This is a genomic window from Streptomyces sp. NPDC093591 (genome assembly GCF_044764885.1).
Taxonomy (GTDB): Bacteria; Actinomycetota; Actinomycetes; order Streptomycetales; family Streptomycetaceae; genus Streptomyces.
Map to the genome: position 1 here is coordinate 303,750 of NZ_JBIWIY010000005.1, position 15,798 is coordinate 319,547.

A 15,798-nucleotide genomic window follows, 5' to 3' on the forward strand; every position below is an offset into this window, starting at 1 on the left:
GCGTGCCGTTGTACACCGTGTGAGACCTCCCGAGCGCTGATTCGTCGCGCGTCGCGCCTGTGCGCCGCGCTTCTTTTTGCTGCGGACTTCTCACTGAAACCGGTGTACTTCTGTGCTCACAACCTGGGTGGTCACGCCCACCTGCCTGCCTACCGTGCTGCGCCGTTGCCACACGTGCGCGTCCGACCGCTTCCGGGCAAGCGGAAAATTTCGCGTCAACGCACACCACAAGCTCATCGACGTCTGGCTCCTCGTGCTCTGCACCGCTTGCGGGGAAACGTCGAAACTCACCGTCCTGGAGCGGACGCAGGTGCGCTCCGTACGGCCCGAGCTGCTGGACCGGCTGCATGACAACGACCTCGGCCTGACGGCCGAGTTGCTCCAGGATCCGCTCGTGCTGCGCCGTAATCGCATCGCCCTCGACTGGGCGGGCGCCTGGCGCCTCGACACCGGCGGAACGGATCACCTGGACCGTGAGGTGATCGACGTGTCGGTCCGCTTCGCGGCGCGGATTCCCGTCCGGCCGGTGCGGGTGATCGCTGAAGGCTGCGGCCTTTCACGGGCCGAGGTCGAGAGACTGATCACGGAGGGGAAGCTCGTCTCGGCGGTCCGGCTGAGCGGCAGACTCTCCGGGGATTTCACCTTCACGCTCAAGCGCTGAGCCCTCCTCGGGGCCAGGGGCCAGCGGCCAGGGGCCTGTCCGGCGAGATCCGCCGGCCAGGCCCCCGGCGCCGACGCGGACCGTCAGTGCCCCAGACGCGAACGGCGGTACCGGACCCCGGGCCGGCCGTCCACAAGGGCGTCCTCCACGACAGTGAAGGAGTTCCGCTCCAGGACGGCCCGGGAGGCGAGGTTGTCCAGGTGGGTGACGGCGACCAGGGACGCCAGCCCGTACGCCGTACCCGCCACCCGGCACAGCTGTGCCACCGCGGCCGTGGCGACGCCCTTGCCCGCCGCGAGTTCGCCGACGCGGTAGCCGAGTTCGGCGGAACCGTCCTCGACGTCGACCAGGTTGACCCGTCCGACGAGGTGCCCGTCGGCGTCCAGCACGACGTGGAAGTGGCAGATCCCGGCGTCCTGTTCGGCCAGCAGCGCCTCGTGCCTGGCGGCGAACCCGGCAGGGGTGAAGTAGGCGTCCCCGCGGTCCGGGACCGACCGGGCGAAGTACGCGCGGTTCTCCCGCTCGAAGGCCAGCACGGCGTCAGCGTGGTCGGCGCGTAGGCGCTCCAGGGTCAGCATGGGGCCAGGGTAGATCCGTACGTCTGTGGTACCAGGCGGTGTGCCGGACAGGGGACTCCAGGGTGACGCAGGGTCACGGGCCCGCGGCCTAGCGTCCTCCGCATGAACAGATCACGCTTCTTAGCGTTCGCGGCGTCCGCGGTGCTCGCGCTCGGACCGGCCCTGACCCTGCCGATCGTCACCGCGGGGCCCGCCTCCGCCGCCCCCGCGAACCCTTCTTCCAGCGTCGGGTCGGCCCAACTGCCCCGCCCCACCGGCCCCCATCCCGTGGGGCGCGGCACCGTCCACCTCATCGACGGCGACCGTCCCGACCCCTGGGTGCCGTCCGCCGGCCCGCGGCAGTTGATGCTGTCGATGTACTACCCCGCACGGCCCGGAACCGAGGGCCCGACCGCCCCGTACATGACCACCGAGGAGGCCCGCCTCCTCATTCAGCTGCGCGCCCCGGACGTCACCGTCCCGCCCGAGGTGATCGGCGGCGTCCGCACCTGGGCGCACCCCGACGCGCGCCCGGCGCACGGCAAGTTCCCGCTGGTCGTCCTCTCACCCGGCTTCACCTTCCCGCGCGCCACGCTCACCGGCCTCGCCGAGGACCTCGCCAGTCGCGGATACGTCGTCGCGCTGGTCGACCACCCGTACGAGAACGCCGGCACGACCCTCCCCGACGGGCGGACCCTGCCCTGCGCCATCTGCGACAAGCCTCCCCAGGGCGGGATGGCGGCCGTCGCCGAGAGCCGGGCCGAGGACGTCTCCTTCGCGCTCGACCGGCTGACCGGGCGGCACCCCGCGTGGCGGTACGCGCGCGTGATCGACACGAAGCGGATCGGCATGGCCGGGCACTCCATCGGCGGCAACGCCGCCGCCACGACGATGGCCGCCGACGCGCGCGTGCGGGCCGGTGTGAACATGGACGGCACCTTCTTCGCGCCCGTCCCGGACGACGGGCTCGACGGCCGCCCCTTCCTGATGTTCGGGACGAAGGACAGGCACACGGACGAGAAGTGGGTCCAGGGCTGGCCCCACCTGGACGGCTGGAAGCGGTGGCTGACCGTCGCCGGAGCCGACCACGGCTCCTTCACCGACGTACCGCTCCTCGCGGAACTGGCCGGCATCCCGGACACCGCCCCGCTTGCCTACGAGCGTTCGCAGGCCCTCACGCGCGTGTACGTCGCCGCCTTCTTCGACCTGCACCTGAAGGGCGTTGCGCAGCCGCTGCTCGACGGGCCGTCGCCGGCCAACCCCGAGGTCAGCGTCCGTCTTCCCTGACGGGTTCCACGAGGGATTCCTCCGGGGACTCCTCAAGGGATTCCCCGAGCACCGGGAACCTCCTCGGCGCCAGCAGCAACAGCACCAGGAAGGCCACCGCCGCCGCGCACGACGCCCCCAGGTACACGGCGTGCACCGCGTCCGCGATGGCCCGCCTGGTGGCCTCCGGCGCCGTGCCGCCGGAATCCAGCGCCCGCGTCACCGAGTCCAGGTCGCTCGCACCGCCCAGCCGCGACGCCAGTACCCCGTTCGCCACCGCGCCGAAGAGGGCCGCGCCCACCGTCTGGCCCGTCTGCCGGCAGAAGAGGACGGACGCCGTCGTCGTACCCCGCTCCGACCACCCGACCGTCGACTGCACGCCCACGATCAGCGGCAGTTGGAACAGGCCCAGCGCCGCCCCCAGCACCAGCATCAGCAGCGTCGGCTGCCAGGCCTGGCCGGGATACGGCAGGAACGGGAACGCCAGCAGGATCAGCGACGCCGATCCGATCCCCAGCATCGCCGTGTTCCGGAAGCCGATCCTGCGGTACACGTGCTGACTGAACGCCGCCGACACCGGCCAGCTCAACGTCCAGACCGACAGCACGAATCCGGCCGCCACCGGGGCCAGGCCGAGGACCGACTGGGCGTAGGTGGGCAGGAACACCGTCGGCGCCACCATCAGCAACCCCAGCGCGCCCAGCGCCAGGTTCACCGCCGCGATCGTCCGGCGCCGCCACACCCAGCCCGGGATGATCGGCTCGGTCGCCCGGCGCTCCACCCACACGACGACCGCCGCCAGCGCAAGTCCCGTACCGAACAAGGCGATCGACGGCCCCGACAGCCACGGCCACGCCACGCCGCCCTGCACCAGCGCCGTCAGCAGCACGCCCCCGCACGCGAACACCGCCAACGCGCCCGCCCAGTCGACACGCGCGCGCGTACCCGTCGTCTCGCGGGCCGGCTCGTGCAGGTGACGCGCGATCAGCCACAACGCCACCGCCCCGATCGGCAGGTTGATCAGGAAGATCCAGCGCCAGTCCGCGTACGCCGCCAGGACCCCGCCCACCCCCGGGCCGGCCACCGCCGACACCGCCCACACCGTGGACAGCTTGGACTGGATCTTCGGGCGTTCCTCCAGCGGGTACAGGTCGGCGGCCAGTGTCTGGACCGTGCCTTGAAGCGCCCCGCCGCCCAGTCCCTGCACGATCCGGAACGCGATCAGCGACGCCATGTTCCAGGCCACCGCGCACAGCAGCGACCCCAGCAGGAACAGCGCCGCGCCCGCGATCAGCACCGGCTTGCGGCCGAAGGTGTCGGAGAGCTTGCCGTAGACCGGGAGGGTCACCGTCACGGCCAGCAGATATCCGGAGAACAGCCAGGAGAAGACCGAGAAGCCGCCGAGGTCGCCGACGATCTGCGGTACGGCCGTGGAGACGATGGTGGCGTCGAGCGCGGCCAGCGCCATCGCGAGCATCAGGGCCGCGACCACGGCCCCGCGTCTGTCGCTTCCGGTGCGCTGTGCGGTGTCGCGTATCGCGGGTCTCGTACCGCCCACCGGGTTCCTCTCCTCATACATTCCCCTTGCACCTATCTGCCGCCGAACAGCTTCCCACTTGACCCTGACGTCGCGGGAGGGTGGAGCCTGGATGCGTCCGAGGGCGGAGACGACCCCGAGGCGCGCTCCCCCGAAGGGTGGACAGCCCCTAGGGGTACCTCCGTACAAGGTCTCGGGGAGGGTTGGTACCGCCGGAGGACGAGACGCCACGGGGGCCGTCCTTAATCTGGCTTTACGCCGCTGGGGGGCGGCTGACCGAACCGGCGGGGGTGGGGTTTTCCCCCGCACAAGACGGGGCCGGGCACCAGCGCGCCGGACCCGTTCCCGCCACGAGACTGAGCGTCGTACCGAATTGCCGACCGGCGTAGCGATGACCGACCGCCGTAGCGGACTTCGTGACTCACCTGCTGACCGACTTAGGAGACATACCGTGACATCGGCTGTGACCATTCCCAGGCACGGGGGCACTGGAGGGCGTACGGCCGTTGCCGCGCGGGCGCGGCAGGTCGTCAAGGCGTACGGGTCGGGGGAGACCCGTGTCGTCGCCCTCGACCATGTCGACGTGGACATCGCGCGTGGGCAGTTCACCGCGATCATGGGTCCCTCGGGGTCCGGCAAGTCCACCCTGATGCACTGCCTCGCCGGGCTCGACACCGTCACCGGCGGCAAGATCTATCTCGACGAGACCGAGATCACCGGGCTGAAGGACAAGAAGCTCACCCAGCTGCGCCGGGACCGGATCGGCTTCATCTTCCAGGCGTTCAACCTGCTGCCGACGCTCAACGCCCTGGAGAACATCACGCTGCCCATGGACATAGCGGGCCGTAAGCCGGACCGGCAGTGGCTCGGGCGCGTGGTCGACACCGTGGGACTGTCCGACCGGCTCAAGCACCGGCCCACCCAGCTCTCCGGCGGCCAGCAGCAGCGCGTCGCCGTCGCCCGCGCCCTGGCCGCCCGGCCCGAGATCATCTTCGGTGACGAGCCGACCGGAAACCTCGACTCGCGCGCCGGTGCCGAGGTGCTCGGCTTCCTGCGCAGGTCCGTCGACGAGCTCGGGCAGACCATCGTGATGGTCACGCACGACCCCGTCGCCGCCTCGTACGCGGACCGCGTGCTGTACCTCGCCGACGGACGCATCGTCGACGAGATGTACAAGCCGACCGCCGACGCCGTCCTGGACCGCATGAAGGACTTCGACGCCCGGGGACGTACGTCATGACCGTCCTGAAGACCTCCCTGCGCAACTTCTTCGCGCACAAGGGGCGCATGGCCCTGTCGGCCGTGGCGGTGCTCCTGTCCGTCGCCTTCGTGTGCGGGACGCTGGTGTTCACCGACACGATGAACACCACCTTCGACAAGCTCTTCGCCGTCACCTCCTCCGACGTCACCGTCAGCCCCAAGGACGCCAAGGACGAGGACGACGGCGGCGGAACCGGCCGGCCCAGCTCGCTGCCCGCCTCCACCGTCGAGCAGGTCGCCGCCGTCGACGGCGTGAAGAAGGCGGAGGGCGCGGTCGCCTCGACGAGCGTGACCGTCGTCAACTCCGAGAACAAGAACATGGGTTCCAGCACGGGCGCGCCCACCTTCGCCGGCAACTGGACGGCGGGCGACCTGAGGTCCATGGAGATCACCTCCGGGCACGCCCCGCGCGGGCCCACCGAGGTCATGGTCGACGCGGACACCGCCGACAAGCACGACCTCAAGCTCGGCGACGAGCTGCGCACCATCGCCGCCACCGGCGACATCCGCGCGCGGATCGTCGGAATCGCCTCCTGGAAGGTCACCAACCCCGGTGCGGCGGTCGTGTACTTCGACACCGCCACCGCCCAGCGCACCCTGCTCGGCGCCACCGGCCGCTTCACGCAGGTCTCCGTCACCGCGGCGGACGGCGTCAGCGACGCGCAGCTCAAGCGGAACGTCGCCGAGGCCCTGAACGGCACGTCCGGCGCGTACAAGATCCAGACGGCCAAGGAGAACGCCGACGAGAACCGCAAGGACGTCGGCGAGTTCATGAACGTCATGAAGTACGCCATGCTCGGCTTCGCCGGGATCGCGTTCCTGGTCGGCATCTTCCTGATCATCAACACCTTCTCCATGCTGGTCGCCCAGCGCACCCGCGAGATCGGCCTCATGCGGGCGATCGGCTCCTCGCGCCGACAGGTCAACCGGTCCGTGCTGGTCGAGGCGCTGCTGCTGGGCTTCGTCGGATCCGTGCTCGGGGTGGGGGCCGGTGTCGGCATCGCGATCGGCCTGATGAAGCTCATGTCGATGGCCGGCATGAACCTGTCCACCGCCGACCTGACGGTGAAGGCGACGACCCCGCTGGTCGGCCTGCTCCTGGGCGTCGTGGTCACCGTCCTCGCCGCCTACCTCCCGGCCCGCCGCGCCGGCAAGGTCTCCCCGATGGCCGCCCTGCGCGACGCCGGTACGCCGGCCGACGGCAAGGCCGGCTGGGTGCGCGGCCTGATCGGGCTGGTCCTGACGGGCGCGGGCGCCTTCGCCCTCTACACGGCCGCCACGGCCGACAAGGCGAGCGACGGTGCGCTGATGCTGGGCGGCGGCGTGGTGCTGACCCTGATCGGCTTCGTGGTCATCGGCCCGCTGCTGGCCGGCGGGGTGGTCCGGGTGATCAGCGCGGTGCTGCTGCGCGCCTTCGGACCCGTGGGCCGCATGGCCGAGCGCAACGCCCTGCGCAACCCGCGCCGTACCGGAGCCACGGGCGCCGCCCTGATGATCGGCCTCGCCCTGGTGGCCTGCCTGTCGGTGGTCGGCTCCTCGCTCGTCGCCTCGGCGACGAGTGAGCTCGACAAGTCGGTGGGCGCGGACTTCATCGTCCTGAGCGGGCAGCAGGAGATCGTGCCGAACGCCGAGAAGGCGATGCAGCGCACGCCCCACCTGGAGCACGTCAGCCGCTCCAAGGCGGTCGACGCCACACTGACCTCACCGGACGGCAAGACCGACGACAGCGGTCTCACCGCCGCCGACCCGACGTACGCCGAGGACCTTCGCCGTACGACCACGGAGGGCACCCTGTCCGCCGCCTACGGCAAGGACGCCATGTCGGTCGGCTCCGACTACGCCACCGAGCACGGCGTGCACGTCGGCGACACCATGACCGTCGCCTTCGAGGGCGGCAGGACCGCGAAGCTGAAGGTCGCGGCCATCACGGACGACGACACCTCCTTCGACCAGGGCGCGCGCTACATCAGCATCGAGACGCTGGAGAAGTACCTCCCCGCCGACCGGATCCCGCAGACCGAGATGCTGCTCGGCAAGGCGAAGGACGGCCAGGAGGAGGCTGCGTACGCGGCCCTGAAGAAGTCGCTGCACGACTACCCGCAGTACCCGGTCCGCGACCAGACCGACTACAAGCAGGAGCTCAAGGACCAGATGGGCCAGCTCCTGAACATGGTCTACGGCCTGCTCGCCCTGGCGATCATCGTGGCGGTCCTGGGCGTGGTGAACACCCTGGCCCTGTCGGTGGTGGAACGCACCCGCGAGATCGGCCTGATGCGTGCCATCGGCCTCTCCCGCCGCCAGCTGCGCCGCATGATCCGCATGGAGTCGGTGGTGATCGCCCTGTTCGGCGCCCTGCTGGGCCTCGGACTCGGGATGGGCTGGGGCGCGACCGCGCAGAAGCTGCTGGCTCTGGAGGGCCTGAACGTCCTCGACATCCCGTGGCCGACGATCATCGGGGTCTTCATCGGCTCGGCCTTCGTGGGCCTGTTCGCGGCCCTGGTGCCGGCGTTCAGGGCGGGCCGGATGAACGTACTGAACGCGATCGCGACGGAATAGCCGACGCAAGAGCCAACAAAATAGCGACCGAAGAACCAACCGCAGAGCCACCGCACACGGGGGTTGCGGGGGAGACGGGCCCGGTCCGGAGGTTCACCCTCCGGACCGGGCCCACGGTCATGGCCCGCTCCGCCCCGGTCCGCTCTGCCGCTCCAGCAGTACGACCCCGTAGGCGGTGCCCTTCACGGTGTACCGGGCGTCGGGATGGAGCGCCTTGGCGTACGCCTCGACGTCGCTGTAGCGCTTGCGCGAGTTGTCGAGGGCGATGAAGTCGGGGTTGATACCGCGCGTGGTGCTGACCCAGAAGACCCGGCAGCGCGAGGTGAGCCGGCTGATCGGAGCGATGTTCGCCTCGACGGAGGCGTTGTCGGGCACCTGGGCGAGGAGCCGCTCGACGGCCGTCACGCGCGCGGGCTTGCGGTAGATCTCGCTCTCGGTCACCGCGGCGAGCGGCAGCGAGGTGGTCAGCGCGAGCGAGGCGGCCGCGACGGCGGCGGGCAGGTGATGGACGTACGACCGCAGCCACGCGCGCGTGCTGTGCCGGGAGGTGTCGAGGGCGTCGACGAGCGCGAGCACGACGATGGGCATCAGGACGGCGTTGTAGTGCCAGTCCGTCCCCCAGTACTGCGGGTAGGAGGAGACGAAACGCCAGCCGATGGTGGGCAGGGCGACGAGCAGGATCGGGGACCGCAGGGCGAGCAGCCCGGTGGTGGGTATGAGGAGCCAGCAGAGCGTACGGAGCTTGGTGTCGAGGCCGTCGAAGGGCCCTCCGCCGCCCGGTGACTCGCTCACCTTGTTCCAGTAGTCGTAGGTGCCGGCGGAGTTGAAGCTCGGTATGACCAGCAGGAGGGTGACCGCGACGGCCACCACACCGAAGACGGCGACGCCGACCGCGTACCGGGACGCGCGCGGCGAGTCCTGGCGGGCCCGCCAGGCGACGACCAGCGCGATGGCCGTCAGGGTGAACCCCAGGTCCTCCTTAACCACGACGAGTGCGATCGCCCAGAGCAGCGCTGCCCGCCAACGCCGTGCGAGCAGCGCTTCGAGGCTGAAGGCGATGATCGGTACGGCGAAGCAGATCTCGTGGAAGTCGAAGTCGACGGCCTGCTGGAGCCCCCACGACAGCCCGTACGCCACCCCGATCGCAAGCCCACGCGACCGCCCCAGCAGCCGGGCCGCGGCCCGCGTGACGGGCACGGCGGACAGGGCGAACAGCGCAGCCTGCGCGACGAGCAGGGTGACCGGGGTGGGGAACACCCGGTAGAACGGCGCGAGCAGGGCCGTCACCGGGCTGAAGTGATCGCCCAGGATGTTGAACCCGGGCCCCTTGAGGTCGGCTATCGGCGCCTGAAGATGCGCGTACGACCGGATGACCTGCTCGAAGATCCCGAGATCCCACGACCGCTGCCCCAGATGCCGGTAACGGCCGACGGAGACGATCGCATACCCGACGAAGAGCGCGGCGGCGAGCAGCCAGGGATCCCGCCGCCCGGGATCGGACCGGGCGTCCCCCTCGGGACGCCCGGCGGGCGCCGGTATGTGGGGGTCCGAGGACGTGTGCGGCGTCGCGGAGGTGGCGCGGGTGGGCATGGGGGGACCTTACGCGGTACGGGGTTCGGGGCCTGTGGCCCCCCGCACTTTCCGGCGCTGGTCCGGGCATTTCAGCCTGCCCGGCGTTTGAGGACGAGACCGCGCCACCCCTAGCCCCCACCCACCCGTAGGGGCTTCACCTCTTGAGGCCGGCCCAGGCATCCCAGCCCGTCCGGCGTTTGAGGACGAGGCTCGTTCAGGGCCGAAGCGGCGTCTGGGGCGGCAGCCCCAGCGGGGTCGAAGGGGCGGAGCCCCCTTCAGGATGGGACGGGTAGGGGCGGCGGGGGCGAAAAGCCCGAGCCCCACAGCCCCGCCGGCCACCAGAGAACGGACGTTATCCACAGGCCCGGCACCCGCCCGCCCAGCGACGTACGCTGGAGGCCCCCGGCCCGTCACACGCGTCGGGCCCTTCGTGTTCCCCACCCCGGACGAAAGCGCCCCCGAATGAGCCTGCACGGTCTGCTCGACGCCGTAGTCAAGGACACCGCCCTCGCCGAAGCGATCACGGCGGCCGCAGACGGCAACCGCATGCACGTCGACCTGGTCGGCCCGCCGGCGGCCCGCCCGTTCGCGATCGCGGCCCTCGCCCGCGAGACCGACCGCCCGCTCCTCGCGGTGACGGCGACGGGCAGGGAGGCCGAGGACCTGGCGGCGGCCCTGCGCTCCCTCCTCCCCCCGGAGGGCGTCGTGGAGTACCCGTCCTGGGAGACCCTCCCGCACGAGCGCCTCAGCCCCCGCAGCGACACCGTCGGCCGCCGCCTCGCGGTCCTGCGCCGCCTCGCCCACCCCCGTCCCGACGACCCCGAGACGGGCCCGGTCTCCATCGTCGTGGCACCCGTCCGCTCGGTCCTCCAGCCGCAGGTCAAGGGCCTGGGCGACCTGGAACCGGTGGCCCTGCGCACGGGGCAGTCCGCCGATCTGAACGAGATCGTCGAAGCCCTCGCCGCCGCCGCGTACGCGCGCGTGGAGCTCGTCGAGAAGCGCGGTGAGTTCGCCGTACGAGGCGGCATCCTGGACGTCTTCCCGCCCACCGAAGAGCACCCCCTGCGCATCGAGTTCTGGGGCGACGACGTCGAGGAGATCCGCTACTTCAAGGTCGCCGACCAGCGCTCCCTCGAAGTCGCCGAGCACGGCCTGTGGGCCCCGCCCTGCCGCGAGCTCCTCCTCACCGACGACGTACGCGCACGCGCGCGTGCCCTCGCCGAAGCGCACCCCGAGCTCGGCGAACTCCTCGGCAAGATCGCCGAGGGCATCGCCGTCGAGGGCATGGAGTCCCTCGCCCCCGTCCTCGTCGACGACATGGAGCTCCTCCTCGACGTCCTCCCCAAGGGCGCCATGGCCGTCGTATGCGACCCCGAACGGGTACGCACGCGTGCCGCCGACCTCGTGGCCACCTCGCAGGAGTTCCTGCAGGCCTCCTGGGCCGCCACGGCCGGCGGCGGCGAGGCGCCCATCGACGTCGGCGCGGCCTCCCTGTGGTCCATCGCGGACGTCCGGGACCGGGCGCGCGAGCTGGACATGATGTGGTGGTCGGTGTCGCCGTTCGCGGCCGACGAGACGCTCGACGCGGATACCCTCAAGCTCGGCATGCACGCGCCCGAGTCGTACCGCGGTGACACCGCGAAGGCCCTCGCCGACACCAAGGGCTGGCTCGCCGACGGCTGGCGCACCGTCTTCGTGACGGAGGCCCACGGCCCGGCCGCGCGCACGGTCGAGGTGCTCGGCGGCGAGGGCGTGGCGGCCCGCCTGGAGACGGACCTGGGGGAGATCTCCCCCTCGATCGTCCATGTCGCCTGCGGTTCGATCGACTACGGCTTCGTGGACCCCGTACTCAAGCTGGCCGTCCTGACCGAGACCGACCTGTCCGGGCAGAAGGCGGCCGGCAAGGACGGCGCCCGCATGCCGGCCCGCCGCCGCAAGACCATCGACCCGCTCACCCTGGAGACGGGCGACTACATCGTCCACGAGCAGCACGGCGTCGGCCGCTACATCGAGATGGTGCAGCGCACCGTGCAGGGCGCCACGCGCGAGTACCTCGTCGTGGAGTACGCCCCCGCCAAGCGCGGCCAGCCCGGCGACCGCCTGTACATCCCCACCGACCAGCTGGAGCAGATCACCAAGTACGTCGGTGGCGAGGCGCCCACCCTGCACCGCCTGGGCGGCGCGGACTGGACGAAGACCAAGGCGCGGGCCAAGAAGGCCGTCAAGGAGATCGCGGCCGACCTGATCAAGCTGTACAGCGCGCGCATGGCGGCGCCCGGCCACGCCTTCGGCTCGGACACCCCCTGGCAGCGGGAGCTGGAGGACGCCTTCCCGTACGCGGAGACCCCCGACCAGCTGACGACCATCGCCGAGGTCAAGGAGGACATGGAGAAGTCGGTCCCGATGGACCGCCTGATCTGTGGCGACGTCGGCTACGGCAAGACGGAGATCGCGGTACGGGCCGCCTTCAAGGCGGTCCAGGACGGCAAGCAGGTGGCCGTACTCGTCCCCACGACCCTGCTGGTGCAGCAGCACTTCGGGACGTTCTCCGAGCGTTACTCGCAGTTCCCGGTGAACACCCGGGCCCTGTCCCGCTTCCAGACCGACACCGAGGCGAAGGCGACCCTGGAGGGCCTGAAGGACGGCTCGGTGGACATCGTCATCGGCACCCACCGGCTGTTCTCGTCGGAGACCAAGTTCAAGGACCTGGGCCTGGTCATCGTCGACGAGGAGCAGCGCTTCGGCGTCGAGCACAAGGAACAGCTGAAGAAGCTGCGCGCCAACGTCGACGTCCTGACGATGTCCGCGACCCCGATCCCCAGAACGCTGGAGATGGCCGTCACCGGCATCCGCGAGATGTCGACGATCACGACCCCGCCCGAGGAGCGCCACCCGGTCCTGACCTTCGTCGGCCCCTACGAGGAGAAGCAGATCGGCGCCGCGATCCGCCGTGAACTGCTGCGCGAGGGCCAGGTCTTCTACATCCACAACCGGGTCGAGTCGATCGACCGGGCGGCCGCCCGGCTGCGCGAGATCGTCCCGGAGGCACGCATCGCGACGGCCCACGGCCAGATGTCCGAGCAGAGCCTTGAGCAGGTGGTCGTCGACTTCTGGGAGAAGAAGTTCGACGTCCTGGTCTCCACCACGATCGTCGAGTCCGGCATCGACATCTCCAACGCCAACACCCTGATCGTGGAGCGCGGCGACAACTTCGGCCTGTCCCAGCTGCACCAGCTGCGGGGCCGGGTGGGACGCGGGCGCGAGCGCGGATACGCGTACTTCCTGTATCCGCCGGAGAAGCCGCTGACGGAAACGGCCCACGAGCGTCTCGCCACCATCGCCCAGCACACCGAGATGGGCGCGGGCATGTACGTGGCGATGAAGGACCTGGAGATCCGCGGCGCGGGCAATCTGCTGGGCGGCGAGCAGTCCGGCCACATCGCGGGCGTGGGCTTCGATCTGTACGTCCGTATGGTCGGCGAGGCGGTCGCGGACTACCGGGCGTCCCTGGAGGGCGGTGTCGAGGAGGAGCCGCCGCTGGAGGTCAAGATCGAGCTTCCCGTCGACGCGCACGTCCCCCACGACTACGCGCCCGGCGAGCGGCTCCGGTTGCAGGCCTACCGTTCCATCGCCTCCGCCAACACGGAGGAGGACATCAAGGCCGTACGCGAGGAACTCGTCGACCGCTACGGCAAGTTGCCGGAGCCGGTCGAGAACCTCCTGCTGGTGGCCGGCCTGCGGATGCTGGCACGCGCGTGCGGCGTCGGCGAGATCGTCCTGCAGGGCAACAACATCCGCTTCGCGCCGGTGGAGTTGCGGGAATCGCAGGAGCTCAGGCTCAAGCGCCTGTATCCGGGCACCGTCATCAAGCCGGCCGTGCACCAGGTGCTGGTGCCGCGCCCGAAGACCGCGAAGGTGGGCGGGAAGCCGCTTGTCGGGCGGGAGTTGCTCGGCTGGGTCGGTGAGTTCCTGGCGTCGATTCTGGGGTCCTGAACCGGTCTGGGACCCTGAACCGGTCTGGGGCCCTGCCCGGCGGTCGCCGGGAGATACGACACGTTGGCGGTTCGCGACGAGGTGAGCGTCCTCGTCGCGGCCGTCAATCCCGGGCATCGCGCCCCTGCCCAGGCCGCGACATCCCCTACGCGCCCGAGTCGACCCGCACTTCCGTGTTCTGGCAGGCGTGCAACAACCACCTGCCGTCGTCCTGCCTGGTCATGACGTACAGCGGCGCGCCCTCCGTGTCGCCCTTCGGCGAGTGGTAGACCTGCCGGACCTTCACGGCCGCCACGTCCGGCCGCAGGAACTGCGTGTGCGCCACCTCATAGGTGACCTCGCCGTCCCACGTGGCGGTGGGCAGTACGGCGCGGGTGAACTTCGCGATGGCGTCGAAGCCGATGAGGACCTTGCCGTGGGCGGTGGTCCAGAGGGCGTCGGGGTGGAAGAGGGCGAGGAAGCCTTCGGGGTCCTTGGCGCGCTGGGTGCGTTCGACGGTGGCCACGACCTGTGCGATGGCCTCCAGGTCGGCCTTACTGGCGGCCCTGGTCGGCGCGGTTTCGGTGGCCTTGTCTGCTGTGATTGCCGTGGTCTCGTCGGCTGCGGTTTCGGTGGTCATGCCGATCACTCTGGTATCTCAAGTGGACTTGAGGTCAAGCATTTTCCTCGGACTCCCTCCGGAACAGCATGGCCGCCAGCGCCCGGAACACCTCCCCGGGATCCTTGTCGCCGACCGGTCCGTCGAGGTTGTGACTGAGGAGCAGTGTGGCGAAGCCGTGGGCCAGGGACCAGGCCGCGACGCCGGCCAGGCGGGCGTCGATGCCGAGGCTCTCGGGCCGTACGGCGGAGACGGCGCCGCGGAGTGCGTCGCCGGCGAGGGCGCGGGCCGTGGTCAGTTCGAGGTCGTCGGCGCGTAGCAGGTCGGGGGCGAACATCACCTGGAAGTGGGCAGGGCGCTCGCGCGCGAAGCGGACGTAGCGAACGCCCGCGTCCTTCAGGTCCGCTGCCGCGTTGAGCGTGTCCGCGAGCAGCCCGAAGCCCTCGGCGGCGATCGCCGTGAGCAGTCCGGTGCGGTCCTTGAAGTGATGCGCCGGCGCCGCGTGCGAGACACCGGCACGGCGGGCGAGGTCGCGCAGGCTCAGCGCGGACGGGCCGTCGGCGGCGATGACGTCCAGTGCCGCGGTGAGGATGGCGCGGCGCAGGTCGCCGTGGTGGTACGGGCGGCGGGTGGACGCCTTCTGGACGGCCGACGACTTCGGGGTCGTCGGCTGCTGTGCGGGGGTCATGGTCAGCAGCGTACGCCTAATCTAGTCATTGACAAGTTGCGGTCGCGCCGGGCAATCTTGTCAGTGTCAAGTTGCGGGCCTCGGGGACCCCGCGCCATCGAACTGGGGGAGTCGCGTCATGGTGAAGCACGACGACGGTCTGGAATCCGGTCGCGTACGTCAGCTCTGGCACCTCCTGGAGCCCTTGCATGCGGTGCTGTACTACGCGCCGGAGGTCTTCGAGGAGGCGGCCGCGCTCGGCTACGCCACCGGGGAACGCTGGCCGAGCTACTTCCCGTACCGGGCCGCGCCGTTGGGGGCGGTCGGTGCGGGACGGGTCGCGTCCGCCTTCTACAGCTTCAGTCCCCGCATGGTCGCCGAACACATCGACCCTGCCTGGAAGATCGCCGGCCCCGAGGCACTGACGCAGGTGAGGGTGCGAGGGATCGACCGGGCCTACCGCGCGATCCTCGGCGACCGGACGGACAGTCCCGAGCTGGCGGAAGCCGCAGCCCTCGCCCGCCGCGCCGCCGAGTCGGCCGACACCGCGGGCCGTCCCCTCGCCGCGGCCAACGCCGCCCTGGACTGGCCGGAGCCACCGCACCTCCAGCTCTGGCACGCGGCAACCCTCCTGCGGGAACACCGCGGCGACGGCCATATAGCGGCCCTGCTGGTGGCCGGCCTCGACCCCGTCGAGTCCCTCGTGTCCTTCGCCGCGATAGGCGCCGCATCCGTCGAACGCTTCGAGAGCCGAGGCTGGAGCCCCGGGGAATGGGCGGCCGCCCGCGACCGCCTGACCGCCCGAGGCCTGGTCGACGCCGACGGTACGGCCACGGATGCGGGTCGTGAACTGCGCCGCACCGTCGAGGAACACACCGACCGGCTCGCCGCCGCACCCTGGCGGGCCATGACCCTCGAGGAGGTCGACCGCCTCGTGGAACTGCTCGGCGAGTTCTGGGTGGCGGTGCTGTCCTCCGGCCTGCTGCCGTCGGAGACCACGCTGGGGATCGGAAAGGTCTGAGCGGGCCTCGCCCATCCCGCGCCGAGGCGGGGTGGGGTGGGGTAGCGATGTGAACTGCGCTCTGCCGTCGCGCAGTTGGCAGCCGCGAGCGGCTGATGCTCGGTAGCCGT

At 70.9% G+C, this 15,798-nt stretch carries 11 protein-coding genes; 6 read left to right on the plus strand and 5 right to left on the minus strand.

Features of this window, described 5'->3' with window-relative positions; translation table 11 throughout:
* Window positions 1-112: 112 nt before the first annotated feature.
* Window positions 113-661, plus strand: coding sequence for a DUF1062 domain-containing protein (locus ACIREI_RS13650; RefSeq protein WP_403331669.1), 549 nt, complete (start codon window positions 113-115; stop codon window positions 659-661).
* Window positions 662-744: 83 nt separating this feature from the next.
* Here ACIREI_RS13650 and ACIREI_RS13655 read toward each other — a convergent pair whose 3' ends face one another.
* Complete coding sequence (locus ACIREI_RS13655; RefSeq protein ID WP_403331671.1) at window positions 745-1,239, minus strand: GNAT family N-acetyltransferase; 495 nt, start codon at window positions 1,237-1,239, stop codon at window positions 745-747.
* Window positions 1,240-1,341: 102 nt separating this feature from the next.
* On the opposite strand from ACIREI_RS13655, the gene ACIREI_RS13660 reads away from it, so the two are divergent.
* Window positions 1,342-2,505 (plus strand): alpha/beta hydrolase family protein, encoded by a 1,164-nt coding sequence (locus ACIREI_RS13660; RefSeq protein WP_403331674.1) that lies wholly within the window; start codon window positions 1,342-1,344, stop codon window positions 2,503-2,505.
* On the opposite strand, the gene ACIREI_RS13665 is transcribed toward ACIREI_RS13660, so the two are convergent.
* Window positions 2,486-4,042, minus strand: coding sequence for an MFS transporter (locus ACIREI_RS13665; protein WP_403331677.1), 1,557 nt, complete (start codon window positions 4,040-4,042; stop codon window positions 2,486-2,488). The genes ACIREI_RS13660 and ACIREI_RS13665 overlap by 20 nt on opposite strands.
* A 430-nt stretch (window positions 4,043-4,472) precedes the next feature.
* On the opposite strand from ACIREI_RS13665, the gene ACIREI_RS13670 reads away from it, so the two are divergent.
* Both ACIREI_RS13670 and ACIREI_RS13675 read left to right on the plus strand, forming a co-directional pair.
* Window positions 4,473-5,261 (plus strand): ABC transporter ATP-binding protein, encoded by a 789-nt coding sequence (locus ACIREI_RS13670; protein WP_403331680.1) that lies wholly within the window; start codon window positions 4,473-4,475, stop codon window positions 5,259-5,261.
* Entirely contained in the window at window positions 5,258-7,837 is a 2,580-nt protein-coding gene (locus ACIREI_RS13675; RefSeq protein ID WP_403331683.1) for an ABC transporter permease, read from the plus strand. Before ACIREI_RS13670 ends, ACIREI_RS13675 begins: the two co-directional genes overlap by 4 nt.
* A gap of 117 nt (window positions 7,838-7,954) precedes the next feature.
* On the opposite strand, the gene ACIREI_RS13680 is transcribed toward ACIREI_RS13675, so the two are convergent.
* On the minus strand, window positions 7,955-9,427 hold the full coding sequence (locus ACIREI_RS13680; protein ID WP_403331686.1) for a DUF2079 domain-containing protein: 1,473 nt from the start codon (window positions 9,425-9,427) through the stop codon (window positions 7,955-7,957).
* 444 nt (window positions 9,428-9,871) lie between these two features.
* Between ACIREI_RS13680 and mfd the strand changes: the two genes are divergently transcribed.
* Window positions 9,872-13,402 carry a transcription-repair coupling factor gene (gene mfd / locus ACIREI_RS13685; protein WP_403331689.1) on the plus strand — a complete coding sequence of 1,177 codons (3,531 nt, stop codon included), beginning with the start codon at window positions 9,872-9,874 and terminating at the stop codon, window positions 13,400-13,402.
* Between the two features lie 145 nt (window positions 13,403-13,547).
* On the opposite strand, the gene ACIREI_RS13690 is transcribed toward mfd, so the two are convergent.
* Together ACIREI_RS13690 and ACIREI_RS13695 are read right to left on the minus strand one after the other, a co-directional pair.
* A complete protein-coding gene (locus ACIREI_RS13690) occupies window positions 13,548-14,021 on the minus strand; it encodes an SgcJ/EcaC family oxidoreductase (RefSeq protein WP_403331692.1) in 474 nt (157 codons plus the stop codon).
* 34 nt (window positions 14,022-14,055) lie between these two features.
* Window positions 14,056-14,688 (minus strand): TetR/AcrR family transcriptional regulator, encoded by a 633-nt coding sequence (locus tag ACIREI_RS13695; protein ID WP_403331695.1) that lies wholly within the window; start codon window positions 14,686-14,688, stop codon window positions 14,056-14,058.
* Between the two features lie 118 nt (window positions 14,689-14,806).
* Between ACIREI_RS13695 and ACIREI_RS13700 the strand changes: the two genes are divergently transcribed.
* On the plus strand, window positions 14,807-15,688 hold the full coding sequence (locus ACIREI_RS13700) for a hypothetical protein (RefSeq protein WP_403331698.1): 882 nt from the start codon (window positions 14,807-14,809) through the stop codon (window positions 15,686-15,688).
* Window positions 15,689-15,798: the final 110 nt, after the last annotated feature.